General features: G+C 69.3%; 17 protein-coding genes. 15 read left to right on the top strand and 2 right to left on the bottom strand.

The window, feature by feature from the left end:
• The first annotated feature begins 2 nt into the window (after positions 1 to 2).
• The 14 genes from B5F73_RS02140 (at position 3) to hflX (ending at position 15,944) form a co-directional block, all read left to right on the top strand.
• Complete coding sequence (locus B5F73_RS02140) at positions 3 to 2,486, top strand: DNA translocase FtsK (RefSeq protein ID WP_087225680.1); 2,484 nt, start codon at positions 3 to 5, stop codon at positions 2,484 to 2,486.
• Positions 2,487 to 2,488: 2 nt separating this feature from the next.
• On the top strand, positions 2,489 to 4,054 hold the full coding sequence (locus B5F73_RS02135; RefSeq protein WP_143803106.1) for a helix-turn-helix transcriptional regulator: 1,566 nt from the start codon (positions 2,489 to 2,491) through the stop codon (positions 4,052 to 4,054).
• A gap of 37 nt (positions 4,055 to 4,091) precedes the next feature.
• Positions 4,092 to 4,589, top strand: a complete 498-nt coding sequence (locus B5F73_RS02130) for a YajQ family cyclic di-GMP-binding protein (RefSeq protein WP_087225674.1) — start codon at positions 4,092 to 4,094, stop codon at positions 4,587 to 4,589.
• Between the two features lie 69 nt (positions 4,590 to 4,658).
• Positions 4,659 to 5,924 (top strand): 30S ribosomal protein S12 methylthiotransferase RimO, encoded by a 1,266-nt coding sequence (gene rimO / locus B5F73_RS02125; RefSeq protein WP_239379771.1) that lies wholly within the window; start codon positions 4,659 to 4,661, stop codon positions 5,922 to 5,924.
• Position 5,925: 1 nt separating this feature from the next.
• A complete protein-coding gene (gene pgsA / locus B5F73_RS02120; RefSeq protein WP_087225667.1) occupies positions 5,926 to 6,516 on the top strand; it encodes a CDP-diacylglycerol--glycerol-3-phosphate 3-phosphatidyltransferase in 591 nt (196 codons plus the stop codon).
• Between the two features lie 2 nt (positions 6,517 to 6,518).
• A complete protein-coding gene (locus tag B5F73_RS02115) occupies positions 6,519 to 7,040 on the top strand; it encodes a CinA family protein (protein ID WP_087225664.1) in 522 nt (173 codons plus the stop codon).
• Between the two features lie 215 nt (positions 7,041 to 7,255).
• Positions 7,256 to 8,356 carry a recombinase RecA gene (gene recA, locus B5F73_RS02110; RefSeq protein WP_087225661.1) on the top strand — a complete coding sequence of 367 codons (1,101 nt, stop codon included), beginning with the start codon at positions 7,256 to 7,258 and terminating at the stop codon, positions 8,354 to 8,356.
• Complete coding sequence (locus B5F73_RS02105; RefSeq protein WP_087225658.1) at positions 8,353 to 9,021, top strand: regulatory protein RecX; 669 nt, start codon at positions 8,353 to 8,355, stop codon at positions 9,019 to 9,021. Before recA ends, B5F73_RS02105 begins: the two co-directional genes overlap by 4 nt.
• Before the next feature lie 273 nt (positions 9,022 to 9,294).
• Positions 9,295 to 10,857: a ribonuclease Y gene (rny, locus tag B5F73_RS02100; RefSeq protein WP_204206238.1), complete on the top strand. Its 1,563-nt coding sequence runs from the start codon at positions 9,295 to 9,297 to the stop codon at positions 10,855 to 10,857.
• 5 nt (positions 10,858 to 10,862) lie between these two features.
• Positions 10,863 to 11,954, top strand: a complete 1,092-nt coding sequence (locus tag B5F73_RS02095; protein ID WP_087225655.1) for an ATP-binding protein — start codon at positions 10,863 to 10,865, stop codon at positions 11,952 to 11,954.
• 88 nt (positions 11,955 to 12,042) lie between these two features.
• Positions 12,043 to 12,351, top strand: a complete 309-nt coding sequence (locus B5F73_RS02090) for a stage V sporulation protein S (RefSeq protein ID WP_087225652.1) — start codon at positions 12,043 to 12,045, stop codon at positions 12,349 to 12,351.
• Complete coding sequence (gene miaB, locus B5F73_RS02085; RefSeq protein WP_087225649.1) at positions 12,351 to 13,718, top strand: tRNA (N6-isopentenyl adenosine(37)-C2)-methylthiotransferase MiaB; 1,368 nt, start codon at positions 12,351 to 12,353, stop codon at positions 13,716 to 13,718. Before B5F73_RS02090 ends, miaB begins: the two co-directional genes overlap by 1 nt.
• Positions 13,715 to 14,659 carry a tRNA (adenosine(37)-N6)-dimethylallyltransferase MiaA gene (gene miaA / locus B5F73_RS02080; protein ID WP_204206237.1) on the top strand — a complete coding sequence of 315 codons (945 nt, stop codon included), beginning with the start codon at positions 13,715 to 13,717 and terminating at the stop codon, positions 14,657 to 14,659. The genes miaB and miaA overlap by 4 nt, the downstream gene beginning before the upstream one ends.
• Positions 14,646 to 15,944, top strand: a complete 1,299-nt coding sequence (hflX, locus tag B5F73_RS02075) for a GTPase HflX (protein WP_087225646.1) — start codon at positions 14,646 to 14,648, stop codon at positions 15,942 to 15,944. The genes miaA and hflX overlap by 14 nt, the downstream gene beginning before the upstream one ends.
• Here the strand turns inward: hflX and B5F73_RS02070 are convergent.
• Positions 15,941 to 16,705, bottom strand: coding sequence for a heparan-alpha-glucosaminide N-acetyltransferase (locus B5F73_RS02070; protein WP_255376232.1), 765 nt, complete (start codon positions 16,703 to 16,705; stop codon positions 15,941 to 15,943). The genes hflX and B5F73_RS02070 overlap by 4 nt on opposite strands.
• A complete protein-coding gene (gene lexA / locus B5F73_RS02065; RefSeq protein WP_087225643.1) occupies positions 16,705 to 17,361 on the bottom strand; it encodes a transcriptional repressor LexA in 657 nt (218 codons plus the stop codon). The genes B5F73_RS02070 and lexA overlap by 1 nt, the downstream gene beginning before the upstream one ends.
• A gap of 196 nt (positions 17,362 to 17,557) precedes the next feature.
• Between lexA and B5F73_RS02060 the strand changes: the two genes are divergently transcribed.
• Positions 17,558 to 18,001: a LysM peptidoglycan-binding domain-containing protein gene (locus tag B5F73_RS02060; RefSeq protein WP_087225640.1), complete on the top strand. Its 444-nt coding sequence runs from the start codon at positions 17,558 to 17,560 to the stop codon at positions 17,999 to 18,001.
• The last annotated feature ends 66 nt before the right edge of the window (positions 18,002 to 18,067 follow it).

Raw genomic sequence — 18,067 nt, 5'->3', positions numbered from 1 at the left:
ACATGCCCGCCAAACGTACCCCAAACGCAGCAAAGAGGAGCGGCTCCCGCACCCCGCGGCGCAGCGCGCCCCCGGCGCGCTCGACCATCGTCGGGACCGCCCGGGGCGACATCGTCGGCGTCGTGCTCGTCGTGCTCGCCGTGGCCCTTCTCGCGACCATCCTCGTCCCCTCGAACGCCGTGGTGACGAGCGCGGTCCGCGACTTCCTCGCCCTCTCCTTCGGCGTGGCCGCGCCCCTCGTGCCGACGGCGCTCTTCGCCTTCGCCGTCACGTTCTTCCTCGACGGCGAGGAGGGCGTGCCCACCCGCGTGGCGATCGGCCTGGCGCTCGTCGTCCTCGCGGTCCTCGCCATGGTGTCCCTCAACATGACCGACCCCTCCGCCGACCCCGACGCGATCTTCGCCCCCGAGGCGGCCCGCGCCGCCGGCGGGTACGTGGGCGGCGCGATTGCCTACTGCCTGCTCGAGCTCGTCGGCGGGGTCGTTGGCAACATCGTGCTCGTCGGCCTTGCCGTGGCCGGCGTCGTCGTCTGCGGGTTCTCGATCTCTGCCGCCGTCACGCAGGCGCGCGAGCGCCTCGCCGAAGCCGCCCAGATGCACGAGGAGCGCGTGCGCACGCGCCGCGAGCGCGAGATCATCGACGCCGCCGCCGACCAGGACGTGCTTCTTGCCGCGGAGGCTCCCGCCAACCAGTCGCTCTTTGACGAGGGCGCGGCGCCGGAGCCGGCGACCACCTTCATCGGGGCCCGCAAGACGAGCGTCCTCAAGCGTGGCGGCCGTCGCCGCGAGGAGCCGCGTGCCGTCCTGCTCGACGACGAGCAGCCCGTCACGACCGTCCTCGAGCGGGCGCCCGAGAAGGACGAGCAGCCCGCCGCCGTCCCCGCGTTCCTCGACAAGGCCGCCAAGAAGGCCCCCAAGAAGGCCAAGGCCGACAAGACCAAGAAGGCCGACAAGAACGACGGGGCCGACAAGGGCGCCCAGCCTCCCGCGACGCTCAGCCGTCCCGGCGACGCGGACGAGTCCTACCAGCTCCCGCCGCTCTCCATCCTGCGCGACAACCCGGATGCCGGCGGCGCCTACGCCGGGGAGTCCGAGCTGGCCGCGACGGCCGAGCGCCTCCAGGGCACCCTCGAGGAGTTTGGCCTCACGTCCCGCGTGGCGGGCTGGATCGCCGGCCCCTCGGTCACCACCTTCAAGATCTCCATGGGCGAGGGCGAGCGCGTGAGCAAGATCGTCAACCTCGAGGACGACATCGCCCTCTCGCTCGCCGCCAAGTCGGTGCGCATCTTCGCCCCGATCCCCGGCACCTCGCTCGTGGGCATAGAGATCCCCAACGAGAAGCCCCAGCCGGTGTTCCTCTCCGACGTGCTGCCCTACGCCACGGGCGGCCCGCTCGACTGCGCGTTCGGGCGCGACTCTGAGGGGCGCCCCATCGTGGTCGACCTCGCGGGACTTCCGCACCTGCTCGTCGCCGGTACCACGGGCTCGGGCAAGTCGGTCCTGCTCAACGCCATCATCATGTCGATGCTCATGCGCGCGACGCCCGAGCAGGTGCGCCTGATCATGGTCGACCCCAAGCGCGTCGAGTTCACCGGCTACGCGGGGCTGCCGCACCTCTACGTCCCCGTCGTCACCGAGCCGCGCCAGGCCGCGAGCGCCCTGCAGTGGGGCGTGACCGAGATGGAGCGCCGTCTCAAGGTGTTCGAGCACTACAAGGTCCGCGACATCAAGACCTTCAACAAGAACGTCGACGGCGGCAAGTACGCGGAGATGGAGAACCCCCCGAAGCACATGCCGTACTTCGTCATCGTCATCGACGAGCTCGCCGACCTCATGATGGTCGCCGGCAAGGACGTCGAGTCCTCCATCGTGCGCATCGCGCAGCTCGGCCGCGCCGCGGGCATCCACCTGATCGTCGCCACCCAGCGACCCTCCGCCGACGTCGTCACCGGCCTCATCCGAGCCAACATTGACAACCGTGTGGCGCTCTCGGTCGACAACTCCATCAACTCGCGCATCATCCTCGACCAGAAGGGCGCCGAGCAGCTGCTCGGTCGCGGCGACATGCTCGTCAAGCTCCGCGGCAAGAAGCCGAGGCGCGCCCAGGGCTGCTGGGTTTCCGACGAGGAGATCGAGAAGACCGTCGAGTTCATCCGCGGCCAGGTCGCGGCCGACTACCACGAGGACATCCTGACCGCCGTCGTCCCGAGCACCCCCGGCGGGGGAGAGGCGGGCGGCGCCAAGGACGACGACCCGCTCGTGTGGGAGGCGGCGCGCATCGTCGTCGACTCGCGCCTGGGCTCCACCTCCGGCCTGCAGAGGGCGCTCTCGGTCGGCTACGCCCGTGCGGGTCGGATCATGGACATGCTCGAGGCGAAGGGCGTCGTCGGCCCCGCGAACGGCTCCAAGCCGCGCGAGGTCCTGCTCGACAAGGACCGCCTCGAGGAGCTGCGCTCCGCCGAGGCGGCGTACAAGGGGGTTGAGTGACGATGGCGCTTCCACGCTTCAGCGAGGCCCTCGCTCGTCGAAGGCGCGACCTCGGCCTCTCGCTGTCACAGGCCTCCCGCACGCTCAAGCTGCGCGAGGACGTCCTCCTGGCCTTCGAGGAGGGTGACTTCGAGCACATGCCTCAGAGCGGCTACGCCCAGGGCATGCTCTCGAGCTACGCGCGATATCTCGGCCTCAACGCCCGTGAGATCGTTGACCTCTTCACCGAGGAGCTCTACCAGTACCAGCACGGGACCTCGTCCCACGAGCTGCGGCGTCGCGCGCGCCAGACGCAGTCCGGCCGCGGCATCTCCGGCTACGACATGCCCAACGAGGTGGGCTCCCGTCCCAAGGCGTACGTGCAGTACCGCCCGCTGCTCCCCTCGGGCGGCGGCCCTGCCGGTGACCTCGGCGAGTTTGCGACGACGGCGCCCGCGCGCCCGAGGGGGTCGGTCCCCCTCGCCGGCACCGGCAGCCCGGCCCCGGGCACGCGCGGATCGCGCGGCTACGAGCGGCCGAACAACGCCCCCTCCTCGCGCGAGCGCGGCTCGTCGGGAACCGCCCGACGCCGACCGCCCGCCTCGAGGCGCAGGGACGACCAGGCCGGACGCCTGATCAGCGAGCGCCAGCAGCGCCCCTCGTATCGGCGCGACGGCTCGTCGGACCGCACCGACAGGCTCTACCTGCGCGACGACGTCAGCACGCGTCGCGTGCGCGCGGGGGAGTACACCGACGACCTCCGGCTCGACGGCGCGCCGCGCCCCTACTCCTCGGCCGCGACGACCTCGGGGCGCCGCTCGTCGCGCAACATCGCCAACGTCGAGCGCCCCAACGTGAGGCGCCGCGCCTCCCGCGGGAGCGGGGGAGGCTCGTCGAGGCCGCCCGCGCGTGGCGGCATCGTCGGCCAGTTCCTCTCCGACCCGCGCCGCGCGCTCTTCGCCCTCATCGTCCTCCTCGCCATCGTGCTCACGGCGATCCTGACCTTCTCGGTCAGCTCGTGCGTGGGCGGGCACAGCCAGGATACCCGGCCCAACCAGGTGGTCCCGGTGGAGGGCGCCGACACCACGGACGACTCGGCCGACGACGCCGACGAGCCCGCCGACGACGCGACCGACCAGACGACCGATGACGACGCGGACGCCGACGACGCCACGACGAGCTCCGACGACGCGGCGACCGATGGCGAGGACGACGAGCCCGCCGACGACGCGACCGCCGACGCCGAGCCCGAGGAGACCGTCGTCGAGGTCCGCGTGAACGACGGCTCGGTCTCCTGGGTGGAGATCACCTGCGACGGCGTGAGCGAGGTCGCCGACAGCGTCACCGGCCCGTGGAGCCAGACCTACACGGTCTACGACTCGATCACCATCCAGGTCGCCAACCCCGACGTGGTGACCGTCACCAAGAACGGCGAGCGCGTCGAGCTCTCGCCGCGCGCCGGCGGGCTCGGCTCGGTCACGATCGAGGGCACGCCGCGACCTGACGCCGCCGACGACGCCACGGGTGACGCCGCCGACGATGCCGGCGCCGACGCCGCGTCGACGGACTCGGGCGCGACCCAGCAGTAGAGACCCATTCGGGCAGCCGCCCGGGAAAGGAACCACCATGGCCAAGGAATCCAGCTTCGACGTCGTCTCGACCGTCGACATGCAGGAGGTCGACAACGCCTGCCAGCAGGCCGCGCGCGAGCTCACGCAGCGCTACGACCTGAAGGGGACCGGCGCGACCCTCGAGCTCTCCAAGAAGGAGGGCGTCTTCAAGATCGCCGCCCCGTCGGAGTTCGTCGCCTCCCAGGTGCGCGACATCCTCGGCTCCAAGCTCGTGAAGCGCGGCGTCGACCTGACCGCCGTGCGCTGGGCCGACCCCGTCGCGGCGTCGGGCATGAGCGTCCGCCAGACGGGCACCGTCATCCAGGGCATCGACCAGGACACGGCCAAGAAGATCGCGAAGGACATCCGCGACCTCAAGCTCAAGGCGAAGGCCACCGTCGAGGGCGACAAGCTCCGCGTGAGCTCCGCCTCCAAGGACGTGCTGCAGAACGTGATCTCCGAGCTTCGGCAGCGCGACTACGGCCAGCCGCTCCAGTTCGTCAACTACCGCTAGCGAGGGGGACCCGTGCGCTTTCTCATCGTCACGCTCGGCTGCGCCAAGAACGAGGTCGACTCCGACCGCATGAGGGCCCTTTTGCTCGCGGACGGCTTCGAGGAGACGACCGACGCCGCGGAGGCCGACGTCGCCATCGTCAACACCTGCTCCTTCCTTGCCTCGGCGACCGAGGAGTCGGTCGAGGCGACCCTCGAGCTCGCCGAGGAGCGCTCCGAGGGCGTGCGCGCCTGCCCCATCGTGATGTGCGGCTGCGTCCCCTCCCGCTACGGGGACGCCCTGGCCGCCGAGCTCCCCGAGGTCGCCGCCTTCGTCCGCGCCGAGGACGAGGACGGCATCGTCGCCGTCGTCCGTGACGTCCTCGGCCTCGCGGGCGAGAAGGACGAGCGCCTGCCGCAGACGCTCCGCACGGTGGAGGGCACGAGCGCGTTCGTGAAGATCTCCGAGGGGTGCGACCGCTTCTGCACTTTCTGCGCCATCCCCTACATCCGCGGGCGCTACCACTCGCGCCCGGCCGACGAGATCGTCTCCGAGGTCACCGCTCTCATGGAGGGCGGTGTCCGCGAGGTCGTCCTCATCGGCCAGGACACCGGCGTGTGGGGCTGCGACCTCGGCGAGGGCGAAACGCTCGCCTCGCTGCTTCGCCTCGTCGCCGACGCCGTGCGTCCCTTCGACGGGTGGGTCCGCGTGCTCTACCTGCAGCCCGAGGGCATGACCGACGAGCTCATCGCCACCATCCGCGACGTCGACGAGGTCCTTCCCTACATCGACATCCCCATCCAGCACTGCTCCGCCCGCGTGCTCAGGGCCATGGGCCGCTCGGGCTCGCCCGAGGAGCTGCGCGCCCTCTTTGCCCGGCTGCGCGACGAGATCCCGGGCATGGTGCTTCGCACCACCGGCATGGCCGGCTTTCCCGGCGAGACGGACGAGGAGGCGGAGGAGCTCTACGACTTCATCGCCGAGGAGGCGTTCGACTACTGCTCGGTCTTTGCCTACTCCCAGGAGGAGGGGACCGCGGCCGCCCGCATGGACGACCAGGTCGACGAGGGCGTCAAGCTCGAGCGCACCCAGCGCCTCATCGACCTCACCGAGCAGCTCGGCTTCGCCGCGACGGCGGCTCACGTGGGCGAGCGCGTCCGGGTGATCGTGGACGGCATCGAGGAGGGCGACGAGGGCCCCGAGCTCATCGGTCACGCCTGGTTCCAGGCCCCGGACTCCGACGGCGCGGTGCACATCCCGTACGGGGAGGCGACGGTCGGCGACATCGTGACCGTGGACCTCGTGGACTCGTTCTGCTACGAGCTCGTGGGCGAGCTCGTGGGGGAGGGTGAGTGACATGTCTGCCGAGAAGGGCATCTGGACTCCCGCGAACATCGTGACCTGCGTGAGGATCGCCTTCATCCCCGTCTTCATGGTCGTGGCCGGCCTCGCCGACGGACCGTCTGAGCCCGTCCTCGCCGTCGCGGCGTTTGTCGTCTACGTCACGCTCTCGCTCACCGACAAGGTCGACGGCTACCTCGCGCGCTCGCGCGGGGAGGTCACCGACTTCGGCAAGTTCCTCGACCCCATCGCCGACAAGCTGCTGGTCTTCTCGGCGCTCCTCATGCTGCTCGACCGCGGCGAGGTCGGCGTCTGGGTCGTGTTCGTCATCCTCCTGCGCGAGTTCCTCGTGAGCGCGCTGCGCATGGTCGCGAGCGCCAACGGCGAGGTGATCGCCGCCGACAAGCTTGGCAAGGCGAAGACGGCCGTCACGATGGTCTCCCTCTGCGGCTACTACCTCGCCTATGCGCTCCTGTCGCTCGGCCTCGACCTCGGCTACACCATCGGCCTGGTATCCTGGGCCCTCATGATCGCCGCGGTCGTCCTCACCGTGGTCTCCGGAGCGCAGTACTTCTGGGGCGCCCGTCACGTGGTCTTCGGGAGGTAGCGATGGGGGAGCGCTCCGTCTTCGAGGACGACCCCGAGCTCTACGACGAGTGCGAGGAGCTCCTCTCGCTCGCTCGCGAGCGCGGCCTCACGCTCGGCACGGCCGAGTCGTGCACGGGCGGTCTCGTCAGCGCATGCCTCACGGCCGTGCCCGGCTCCTCCGACGTCGTGCGGGGCGCCGTCGTGAGCTATGCCGTCGCCGTCAAGCGCGCCGTCCTGGGGGTCTCCGACGAGGTGCTCGACGACCCCGCGCGCGGCGCCGTCTCATCCGAGTGCGCCGCCCAGATGGCCTCGGGTGCGCGCCGTGCGCTCGGCTGCGACGTCGCGGTCTCCATTACGGGGATAGCCGGTCCCGGCGGCGCGGAACCCGGCAAGCCAGTCGGCACCGTCTGGATGGGCGCCTGCGGCCCCCAGGGCGCCGCGACGCGCCTGCACGAGTTCCCGGGCGACCGGGCGCACGTCCGTCACCAGGCCGTTCGCTGTGCGATTCGCCTGCTGCGCGAGACCGTCGTGGAGATGTCGTGAACCGCCGTCCGGGCCCCTCTGGCATGGCTCGCTGACCCCGGACGCGCCACCTCCCGATTTCCCGGGCGCGGAAGCCTCGTGACAGCCCCGCGAAACCTCCCTGTCGGCCTGCGTCATTTTGGTGTCAGTGACGAGCGCTAAGCTTTTCCCACGCCTGTTGACGCAGAACGGGTGTTCGTATACCATCGTTGCGGAAAGCGAGCAAGGGAGTGAGCATGGCCAAGAGCAAGGGCACCATCAAGGAGGTCCGACCGCGCACCACCGGCGAGGAGCGCGAGCAGGTCCTCAAGTCCACCACCGATGAGATCGAGAAGAAGTTCGGCAAGGGCGCCATCATGCGCTTTGGCGACGAGGGGCCGAGCCTCGAGGTCGAGGCCATCCCGACGGGCTCCATCGCGCTCGACGCCGCCCTCGGCATCGGCGGCGTCCCGCGTGGTCGCATCGTGGAGATCTACGGACCCGAGTCCTCGGGCAAGACCACGCTCTCCCTTGAGATTCTCGCCGAGGCCCAGGCGATGGGCGGCGTCGTCGCCTTCATCGACGCCGAGCACGCGCTCGACCCCGGCTACGCCGCCCGCATCGGCGTCGACATCGACGAGGTGCTCATCTCCCAGCCCGACACCGGCGAGCAGGCGCTCGAGATCTGCGACATGCTCGTCCGCTCCGGCGCCATCGACGTCGTCGTCGTCGACTCCGTCGCCGCGCTCACCCCGCGCGCAGAGATCGAGGGAGAGATCGGCGACTCCACCGTCGGCCTCCAGGCCCGCCTCATGAGCCAGGCGCTGCGCAAGCTCGCGGGCTCTCTCTCCAAGTCAAACACCACCTGCATCTTCATCAACCAGCTCAGGGAGAAGATCGGCGTGATGTTCGGCAACCCCGAGACCACGCCCGGCGGCCGCGCGCTCAAGTTCTTCTCGTCCGTGCGCATGGACATCCGCCGCATCGACTCCATCAAGAACAAGGACGAGGTCATCGGCAACCGCGTCCGCGTGAAGGTCGTCAAGAACAAGGTCGCCCCTCCCTTCAAGCAGGCTGAGTTCGACATCATGTACGGCCAGGGCATCTCCAAGGAGGGCTCGATCCTCGACATGGCCGTCGACTACGAGATCGTCAGCAAGTCCGGCGCCTGGTACACCTACGGCGGAGAGCGGCTCGGTCAGGGTCGCGAGGCGGCGAAGGAGTTCCTCGCCTCCAACCCCGACCTCATGGATGAGATCGACCACAAGGTCCGTGTTGCCTGCGGCCTCGAGCTCGACGACGAGCGCGTGGTTGAGGTCGTCGAGGACGTCGACCTCTCCGCAGACCCCCTGTCGTGAGCGCGACGCCCCTGTCGTGGTCCGTCGAGCTGCCCGAGCGGCACTCGACGGCCCTGCGCCCGAGGGCACGGCTCCGCCTCTGCTCGGAGTCCCATGGGGAGGAGCTCATCAGCGTCCCCGTGCGCGTGGGGAGGGGGCTGAGGGCGCTGTCCGACGAGGGGTTTGCCCCCTCCGGCCGCTCGGAGCTCCTCCATCGTCTCGGCGAGCTCACGCGCTCCTGCGCGCACGCCCGCATGGAGGACCTCGTCGGCCGCCGCGACTACTCGCGCCGCGAGCTCGAGGAGCGCCTTCTCGCGGACGGCTACTCCCGCAGCGTCACCGACGAGGTGGTCTCGCGCGCCTGCGAGGTCGGCATCATCGACGACCTGCGCTACGGTGCTGCGTTCGCTCGTTCCAAGGTTGCCTCCGGATGGGGGAGGGTGAAGATCGAGCGCGAGCTCTCGCGCCGCGGGGTGGACGCCTCGCTCGTCCCCGGCTGGCCCGATGAGTTCCTCTCCGCTGACGACGAGCGCGAGCGTGCCCTCGCGCTCGCCTCCAGGAGGCGCCTCACAGGCAGGAACGACTACCAGAAGCTCGTGCGCTTCCTCTGCGGCAGGGGATTTCCCCTGGGGCTCTCCTCCTCCGTCGCACGGGAGGTCCTCTCCGCTGCTGCCGATGGTGAGTGAGCGCTCCTGCCCCAAGGCATGAACCTTCCCGCTCGGTGGCCTCTCACCTGCGGCGCATTTGACAGAAGCCTTACATCGGGGATAGGATAGAGACGCTCGTGGAGCGCATTCTCTCGCTGGTCTGCCAGCTTTCGATTATGTTTCTGTACGTCACGTGAGCTGCCATAGCCGCCCTGCGGCAAGCGTCTTGACTGCACCTCCACGGCGGGTTCCGTCGCGCGCTCGCGCACGGTCTCCTGAACCCACATGACGAATGAACCTTGAGGAGCAGACATGACAGATCCCATAACCATCGTGGTGGGGGCGGTGTGCCTGGTCATCGGCGCAGCCCTCGTGTACTTCCTTCTGGCCGGCAAGAGCGGCTCCAAGCTCCGTGACGCCGAGGCGCAGCTCGCCTCCGCCCGCAGCGAGGCCGACCGCATCACCCAGGAGGCCGCCCGCCAGGCCGAGAACGCCAAGAAGGAGGCCGTCCTCGAGGCCAAGGAGGAGATCCTCCAGCTCAAGCAGAACTCCGAGGCCGAGGAGAAGAAGCGCAAGGGCGAGCTCCAGTCGCTCGAGAACCGCATCATGCAGCGCGAGGAGTCCCTCGACCACAGAAACGACGCCCTCGACCGTCGCGAGCACCAGCTCTCCAGCCTCCAGGGTCAGCTCGACCGCCGCAAGGCCGACCTCGACGAGCTCGTCGAGCGCCAGGGCGCAGAGCTCGAGCGCATCGCCGGGCTGTCCTCCGACGAGGCGCACGAGGAGCTCCTCGCCCGCGTCCGCGCCGAGTCGGTCCGCGAGGAGGCCCAGATCCTGAGGGAGTCCGAGCAGCGCGTCCGCGCCCAGGCCGACAAGACCGCCCGAGAGATCGTCTCCACCGCCATCCAGCGCTGCGCGGCAGACCAGGCCGGCGAGATCACCGTCACCTCGGTGCACATCCCCTCCGACGACCTCAAGGGCCGCATCATCGGCCGCGAGGGCCGCAACATCCGCACCTTCGAGCAGGTCTCCGGCGTCTCCCTCGTGATCGACGACACGCCCGAGACCGTCGTCCTCTCCAGCTTTGACCCCGTCCGCCGCGAGACCGCCCGCGTCGCCCTGGAGAACCTCATCGCCGACGGTCGCATCCACCCGGCGCGCATCGAGGAGCTCTACAAGAAGGCCGAGGCGCTCGTCGCCGAGCGCGTCCGCGAGGCCGGCGAGCAGGCCGCCTTCGACGCCGGCATCCATGACCTGCACCCCGAGCTCGTGAAGACCCTGGGTGCCCTTCGCTACCGCACCTCCTTCGGCCAGAACGTGCTCTCGCACTCCGTCCAGGTCTCCGCCCTCTGCGGCATCATGGCCTCCGAGCTCGGCCTCGACGAGGCGGCCGCCAAGCGCGCCGGCCTCCTGCACGACCTCGGCAAGGCCATCGACCACGAGGTCGAGGGCCCGCACGCGGTCATCGGAGCCGACCTCGCCCGCCGCTACGGCGAGCGCCCCGAGATCGTGCACGCTATCGAGGCGCACCACGCCGACGTCGACCCCGACACCGTCCTCGACGTCCTGGTCCAGGCAGCCGACGCCATCTCCGCCGCCCGTCCCGGCGCCCGCCGCGAGTCGGCCGAGAACTACATCAAGCGCCTCGAGAAGCTCGAGGAGATCTCCAACGCCCACGACGGCGTCGAGCGCACCTACGCCATGCAGGCCGGTCGCGAGCTCCACGTCATGGTCGAGCCCGAGAAGATCTCCGACGCCCAGGCCACGGTCCTCGCCCACGACATCGCCAAGCAGATCGAGGACGAGATGGAGTATCCCGGTCAGGTCCGCGTCGTCGTGATCCGCGAGTCCCGCGCCGTCGACGTCGCGAAGTAGGCGGCATGGCGGACGCTCCGGGAGGGCTCGCCGACTTCGTGTCGACGATGGGCGGTGACCGCGCCCTTCGCGTCGAGGAGTCGCTCGGCGGCGGCTTCGTGCGCTTGCGCGTCGCCGAGGCCGAGCGTCGTCAGGCGAAGCACGACGTCCGCTGCGTCGAGGACGCGGTGATGGAGATGCTCCGCAACGCGCGCGACGCCGGCGCCCGCCACATCTACGTCGCGACCACCCGCGAGGGGGACCTCCGCACGACGACGATGCTCGACGACGGGTCCGGCATACCCGCCGACATGCACGAGCGCGTCTTCGAGGCACGCGTCACCTCCAAGCTCGAGTCCGTGCACATGGACCGCTGGGGAATCCACGGTCGAGGCATGGCGCTCTTCTCGATCAAGGAGAACGCCGTGAGCGCCGAGGTGGTCTCCTCGGCGCCCGGCAAGGGCAGCGCCCTGCGTGTGGTGACCGACGTCAACGCACTCCCCGAGCGTGCCGACCAGTCGAGCTGGCCCTCGGTCGGCGTCGACGACGACGGGCGCGACGCCTGCGTCCGCGGGCCCCACAACATCGTGCGCACCTGCTGCGAGTTCGCCCTCGAGGAACGTGGGACGTGCGAGGTGTACCTCGGGTCGCCCGCCGAGGTCGTCGCCACCGCGCGCGCCCGTGCCAGGCAGTCCGTCGACGGCTCCGACCTGCTCTTCATCGACTCGCTCGACCAGCTGCCCGTCATCGAGCGCCTCCGTGCCGCGGCAGACGCGCGTGAGCTCCGCGAGCAGGCCGCCTCGCTCGGGCTCGAGATGTCCGAGAGGACGGCCCATCGCATCGTATCCGGGCAGATCAGGCCGCTGCGCAGCGTCGCGTCCCGCCTCACCCGCACCTCCGAGGACCTCGGGTCGGCGGGCCCGCGCGAAGTCGACCTCGTCCGGGACAGGAGGGGGCTCAGGGTCGCGCCCGACGACGTCGACGAGTTCTCCCGCGTCATGGAGCGGGACTTCGCCCTCCTGGCGGACCGATACTACCTCACGCTTGCCGGCGAGCCCCGCGTTCGTGTCACGGGGAGTCGCGTGACCGTGACCTTCGACCTCGCCCCGTCCGACTAGCTTCTCAGCACGCATCCCAAACAGTAGAATTGTCACATCAGCGCACAGTCGAAACAGATTCGTCGCATCACCGCATCAGGAGACGTACATGGACTACCTAAAGGTTTCGAGCAAGTCCTCGCCCGCGTCGGTCGCCGGCGCCATCGCGGGGCTCGTCAAGGACGGCGTTCCCGTCAACATGCAGTGCGTCGGAGCCGGCGCCGTCAACCAGGCCATCAAGGCCATCGCCATCGCGCGCGGCTTCCTCATCCCCACGGGGCTTGACATCTCCTGCGCGCCCACCTTCTCCGATGTGGAGATCGGCGGTGAGAGCCGCACGGCCATCAGGATTGCCGTCTACGTCCACCGCCTCGCGGCGCCCGTCTCGTCCGCCAACACCGAGAGTGCGGAGGCGTGATGGAGCACCCTCGCGAGCTCGTCGGCAAGACCTACTACGTCCGCACCTTCGGCTGCCAGATGAACCTGCACGACTCCGAGCGCGTCGCCGGGGTCCTGGACGAGTGCGGTTGCATCTGCGTCGACGACACCGATGACGCCGACATCGTCGTCTTCATGACCTGCTGCGTCCGCGAGAAGGCCGACCAGCACCTCTACGGCCAGGCCTCGGCCATGGTGAGCGCGCCCACGCCCCCGTCCGGGCGTCGCGTCGTCGCCATCGGCGGCTGCATCGCGCAGCGCGACGGCGAGAGGATCCGCGAGCACGTGGCCTGCGCCGACGTCGTGTTCGGCACGAGCGCGATCTCGAGCCTGCCGACGCTGCTCGCCGACGCCTTCGCCGGCGACGGGGCGCGCGCCGAGGTGGACACCGTCGAGGAGGGACGCTCCTTCTCGACCGACCTCCCGAGCCACCGCGCAAGCGCCTACCACGCCTGGGTCCCCATCATGACGGGCTGCAACAACTTCTGCACCTACTGCATCGTCCCGTACGTTCGCGGCCGCGAGAAGAGCCGCACGATCGAGAGCGTCGTCTCCGAGGTCGAGCGCCTCGTCGCCGACGGCGTGCGCGAGGTCACCCTCCTCGGGCAGAACGTCAACTCCTACGGGCGCAACATCTACGGCGAGCCCCGGTTCGCCGAGCTCCTGCGCCGGGTCGGCGAGACGGGCGTGGAGCGCGTCAGGTTCACGTCCTCCAACCCCAAGGACCTCTCCGACGAGACCATCCGCGCCATGGCGGAGACGCCCTGCGTGATGCCCCATCTCCACCTCGCGGTGCAGAGCGGATCGAGTCGCATCCTCAAGGCCATGAACCGCAGCTACACGCGCGAGGAGTATCTCGACCTCGTAGCCCGTCTGCGCGCCGCCATTCCCGACCTCGCCCTCTCGACCGACATCATCGTCGGCTTCCCCGGCGAGACCGAGGAGGACTTCCAGGACACCCTCTCGCTCGTGCGCGAGGCGTCCTTCTCGTCCGCGTTCACCTTCATCTACTCGCGCAGGCCCGGAACGCCTGCCGCCAAGATCCCCGACGACACCCCGCGCGAGGTGATCCAGGAGCGGTTCGACCGCCTCGCCGACCTCGTGGCCCAGCAGGCGCATGACGCCAACCAAGTCTTCCTCGACCAGCTCGTGACCGTGCTCGTCGAGGGGTCCTCGAAGAGGGACGACGGCATTCTCGTCGGGCACAGCGAGCACAACGTCACGGTGCACTTCCCGGTCCCCGAGGGGCGCACGGCCGACGAGCTCGTCGGCGCGTTGGTCGACGTCCGCGTCGACGAGGCGCGCACGTGGTACCTGCGCGGCACCGTGGAGGGCGACCCCCGATGAGGGTGATCGGACCCGTCGTCTGCATCGTCGGGCCCACCGCCTCGGGCAAGAGCGCGCTGGCCGAGGAGGTCGCCCTTCGCCTCGACACGTCCGTCATCTCCGTCGACGCCATGCAGGTCTATCGCGGCATGGACGTCGGCACGGCCAAGACGCCGGTCGCCGAGCGGCGCGTCCCGCTGCTCATGGTCGACGTCGCAGACCCCGACGAGGACTACTCCGTCCGGCTCTTCCAGCGCGACGCGCGTGCATGCGCCGACCGCCTTCTCGCCGAGGGGAGGGTCCCGGTGCTGTGCGGCGGGACGGGGCTGTACCTCAACGCCGTCATCGACGAGATGGACTTTCCCGCCGGCGAGCGGGGAGGCGCCTCGCGTGAGAGGTACGAGCGCATGGCCGAGGAGCTTGGCGGCGACGCGCTCCACGCCCTCCTGGCCGAGCGGGACCCCGCGAGCGCGGCCATCATCCACCCCAACAACGTCCGGAGGGTCGTCCGCGCCCTCGAGATGCTCGACGAGGGGGTCTCGTACGCCCGCCAGCACGAGGGCCTCCATGCCCGCGCCGTGCACTACGACGCGCGCCTGTGGGGGCTCACCATGTCACGGGAGCGCCTCTACGCCCGCATCGACGCTCGGGTCGACGCCATGATGGAGGCCGGCCTCCTCGACGAGGTGCGGGGCCTCTGCGCCCGTGGCCTGAGTCTTGAGACCAGCTCCGGCCAGGCGATCGGCTACAAGGAGCTCCTCTCGGCCCTCGCGGGCGAGACGAGCGTCGAGGAGGCCGTGGAGCTCGTCAAGCGTCGGTCGAGGCGCTATGCCAAACGACAGCTCTCGTGGTTTAGACACGACCCCCGCGTCCGCTGGATCGACCTCGACCAGACGAGCGGGGAGGACGCGGTTCGTCTGGTCCTCGACGACCTCGGGGAGGTGCGCTGTGGGACGGTTTAAGCCGCTCTCCACCGCGCCGGTCCCCGAGCGCGCGATACTCGTCGGCGTCGAGGTCGGCCGATCGGAGTGGAGCTGCGAGGAGTCCCTCGCCGAGCTCGCGCGCCTCGCCGATACCGACGGCGCCGAGGTGGTCCTCACCATGACGCAGCGGCTCGACGCCCCGGTCCCCAAGACGTTCATCGGCAAGGGCAAGGTCGAGGAGCTCGTCTCTGCCGTCCACGCCCTTCATGCCGACGTGGTCATATTCGACGACGAGCTCACGCCCTCGCAGCAGGCAAACCTCGAGCGCCTCGTCGGCGAGCCCGTCAAGATCATCGACCGCACGGCCCTCATCCTCGACATCTTTGGCGTGCACGCCAAGACGCACGAGGGCCGCCTCCAGGTCCAGCTCGCCCAGCTCCAGTACGTACTGCCGCGCCTGCGCGGCATGTGGAGCCACCTGGTGGGCGAGCAGACCCGAGGCGGGATCGGGAGCCGCTTCGGCCAGGGCGAGAGCCAGCTCGAGGTAGACCGGCGGCTCGTCCGTGCGCGCATCTCGACGCTGCACAGGGAGCTCGAGCGCCTCGAGCGACGTCGACTCGTCCAGAGCAAGGCCCGCTGGGACTCGGGAGTCTATCGCGTCGCTCTCGTCGGCTACACCAACGCCGGCAAGTCCACGCTGCTCAACCGCCTGACCGGGTCCGACGTCTACGTCAGGGACGAGCTGTTCGCGACGCTCGATCCCACGACCCGCGCCCTGGATCTCGAGGAGGGGCGGAAGGTCACGATCACCGACACCGTCGGCTTCATCCAGAAGCTCCCCACCACCCTCGTCGAGTCGTTCAAGTCGACCCTCGCCGAGGTGCGCGCGGCCGACCTGGTGCTTCTCGTCATCGATGCGTCCGACCGTCACCGTGAGCTCCAGATCTCTGCCGTGCGCTCCGTCCTCGAGGAGATCGGTGCCGGGGAGCTGCGGTGCGTCGAGGTGCTCAACAAGGTCGACCTCCTCGACGAGGGGGCCCTACGGGAGGCGGTCGCCGCCCATCCCGACGCTCAGCTCGTCTCCGCCGCAAGCGGGACCGGCATCCGCGGCCTGCTCTACCGCATCGCCAAGGAGGCCAGCCAGGGGAGCGTCTCGCTCACCGTGCTCGTCCCGTACGAGAAGGGGCTCCTCATGAAGATGGTCCATGAGCGCTGCCAGGTCATGCGGGAGCGCTACGTGCAGGAGGGGCTCCTGGCCACCGTCCGCGCGGACGCGAGGATGGCCTCCACGCTCGGCCCCTACGTCGTAGAGGACGAGGCCTAGAGGGAGCCTGCCAAAAGGCAGCCGGCGAGAATGAGCGGCTGATGCGCGACGTAGACGGCGAGCGCGTGTCGACCAACGAAGTTGAGGGGCGCCACACGTGCCCTCCGCGCCCACTCCGGGTACCCGCGCGACGACCACAGCGTGCCCAGAGACGCGCCGCACAGATAGATCATGAGGTAGGGGAGAAGGGGATAGTAGTCCCCCGAGGCAAACCCCGGACCCGGGAGGCCAAGCCAGGAGAGCCAGGGGGTCGCGTAGAGTGACTCGGGCAGCGTCACCGTGAGGGGGCCGATGCCCACGTGGCCGTCCGCAAGCCCCTGGAGCGCGAGGAAGGCGAGAAGGAGCACGACGGCCGCAGCTCGCCCCCGAGGCCTCAACCCAAGGCGCTCGAGCACCCACGCGACGAGCGTGCAGACGGCCATGCAGTAGATGATCCCGAACGAGATGGGGATGTCTACGGCCGCGAGCGAAGTCACGACCCAGATGGCGAGCGCGACCGCCCCGTACTGCCCCGCGCGCCGGAGGTTGTTTCGCGAGAGGGGACACATGCACCCTGCGACGAAGAGAAAGGTCCAGGATATGCTGCATCGCCAGACGTCCTGGAGCGGGGGAGCAAACCAGGACAGGTCGGCGCCAACTATGAACCTGAGGTCATAGCAGAGGTGGAACAGCACCATTGAGACTACCGAGAAGCCTCGCACGAGGTCGAAGACGCCGATTCTGCCGCCCCGCGGGGAATCCGAGCCCAAGCCCGCCGCCATCAGGAGATGGAGCGGATGAGCGCGGTGACGCGCCCCAGGATGACCGGGTTCTCAACGTAGATCGGCGACATCATGTCGTTCTCAGGCTGGAGGCGGACGCGGTCGCGCTCGCGGTAGAAGGTCTTGACGGTCGCGGAGTCGTCAAGCAGGGCGACCACGATCTCCCCGTCGTGCGCGTCGTGCTGCTCCTTCACGACGATGTAGTCACCGTCGAAGATGCCGGCGTTGATCATGGACTCGCCGCGGACCCTGAGCACGAAGGAGCTGGCATCACCGACGACGGAGGTGGGGAGGGCGAGCGTCTCCTCGACGTTCTGCTCCGCGAGTATGGGCACGCCGGCCGCGACCCTGCCCACGAGTGGGAGCCGGATGACGTTGGAGGCAACGTCCTCGGTCACCTTGGCCAGGGGCTGCTGCGAGTCGTCCTTGTCGGCGCGGTCGTCCATGACCTCGATGGTACGGGGCTTCTTGGAGTCACGCTTGATGAGGCCGCTCTCCTCGAGCACCTTGAGGTGCATGTGGACCGTCGAGGGGGACGCGAGGCCGACGGCGGCGCCGATCTCGCGCACCGACGGGGGATAGCCGTGCTCGTCGGTATAGGTGCGGATGAAGTCGTAGATGGCGATCTGGCGCTTGCCGAGCTTACCCTTTGGCATGACGGCCCCCTTCTCTCTTGCGAACAAGTATACGGCCTGTTGCTCGAAAGCGCAAACATCTGTTCGAAAATTCTCTTGACACGAACACATGTACCGTCATAATCAAGTACAGATGTTCTGATTCTTCCGGCGAGCGGTTGTTGTCCGGTACCTCCCGTATAACGGACGTGTACCGCGAGCGATAGGGGAAACGCAGATGACACGCAGCAGCTACGCCATGCCCGCCTTCGACGGAACCGCCGCGCTCGAGCAGCGCGCCACGGGTCTCGTCCTCATCGAGGGCGGCCGCGGTCGTCGCGTTGAGGGCACGCCCGAGCCCGTCACCCCAAGGCTCACCGTCTGGCAGTCCGTCGCATTCGCCGCCCTCGGCGTCATCCTCGTTACCGCCCTTGCCATGACGAGCCTTCTCGTTGACACGCTCGCCTCGCAGAGGGGCTCGCAGGCCCTCTCGAACCTCCGGGAGAGCGAGATGGTCGTCCAGGACGGTGACTCGCTCTGGTCAATCGCCGAGTCGCTCGAGCTCTCTGATGCCTCCGTGCCCGACGTCGTCTCCTGGATCAAGGCTCGCAACGGCCTCGATGGGTCCATGCTCGTCGCCGGCCAGATGCTCGTCGTTCCCATGGCGGGCCCGCTCGACTGACGAGCCTTTCCAGTTCGTTACCTACGCAGTTTCGCGGGACGAATTTGTGCGTTTTGTGATAACGTT

Origin of the sequence: Olsenella sp. An270 (genome assembly GCF_002159735.1) — a bacterium.
Classification (GTDB): domain Bacteria; phylum Actinomycetota; class Coriobacteriia; order Coriobacteriales; family Atopobiaceae; genus Thermophilibacter.
The sequence above is the reverse complement of the archived record's forward strand: the minus strand, read 5'-3'. Positions and strand labels throughout refer to the sequence as shown.

What these genes read in the sequence shown, in the direction of transcription:
- B5F73_RS02140 (WP_087225680.1), top strand. Translation starts at nt 3, where the DNA reads ATGCCCGCCAAACGTACCCCAAACGCAGCAAAGAGGAGCGGCTCCCGC.
- B5F73_RS02135 (WP_143803106.1), top strand. Translation starts at nt 2,489, where the DNA reads ATGGCGCTTCCACGCTTCAGCGAGGCCCTCGCTCGTCGAAGGCGCGAC.
- B5F73_RS02130 (WP_087225674.1), top strand. Translation starts at nt 4,092, where the DNA reads ATGGCCAAGGAATCCAGCTTCGACGTCGTCTCGACCGTCGACATGCAG.
- rimO (WP_239379771.1), top strand. Translation starts at nt 4,659, where the DNA reads ATGAGGGCCCTTTTGCTCGCGGACGGCTTCGAGGAGACGACCGACGCC.
- pgsA (WP_087225667.1), top strand. Translation starts at nt 5,926, where the DNA reads ATGTCTGCCGAGAAGGGCATCTGGACTCCCGCGAACATCGTGACCTGC.
- B5F73_RS02115 (WP_087225664.1), top strand. Translation starts at nt 6,519, where the DNA reads ATGGGGGAGCGCTCCGTCTTCGAGGACGACCCCGAGCTCTACGACGAG.
- recA (WP_087225661.1), top strand. Translation starts at nt 7,256, where the DNA reads ATGGCCAAGAGCAAGGGCACCATCAAGGAGGTCCGACCGCGCACCACC.
- rny (WP_204206238.1), top strand. Translation starts at nt 9,295, where the DNA reads ATGACAGATCCCATAACCATCGTGGTGGGGGCGGTGTGCCTGGTCATC.
- B5F73_RS02095 (WP_087225655.1), top strand. Translation starts at nt 10,863, where the DNA reads ATGGCGGACGCTCCGGGAGGGCTCGCCGACTTCGTGTCGACGATGGGC.
- B5F73_RS02090 (WP_087225652.1), top strand. Translation starts at nt 12,043, where the DNA reads ATGGACTACCTAAAGGTTTCGAGCAAGTCCTCGCCCGCGTCGGTCGCC.
- miaB (WP_087225649.1), top strand. Translation starts at nt 12,351, where the DNA reads ATGGAGCACCCTCGCGAGCTCGTCGGCAAGACCTACTACGTCCGCACC.
- miaA (WP_204206237.1), top strand. Translation starts at nt 13,715, where the DNA reads ATGAGGGTGATCGGACCCGTCGTCTGCATCGTCGGGCCCACCGCCTCG.
- B5F73_RS02070 (WP_255376232.1), bottom strand. Translation starts at nt 16,705, where the DNA reads ATGGCGGCGGGCTTGGGCTCGGATTCCCCGCGGGGCGGCAGAATCGGC.
- lexA (WP_087225643.1), bottom strand. Translation starts at nt 17,361, where the DNA reads ATGCCAAAGGGTAAGCTCGGCAAGCGCCAGATCGCCATCTACGACTTC.
- B5F73_RS02060 (WP_087225640.1), top strand. Translation starts at nt 17,558, where the DNA reads ATGACACGCAGCAGCTACGCCATGCCCGCCTTCGACGGAACCGCCGCG.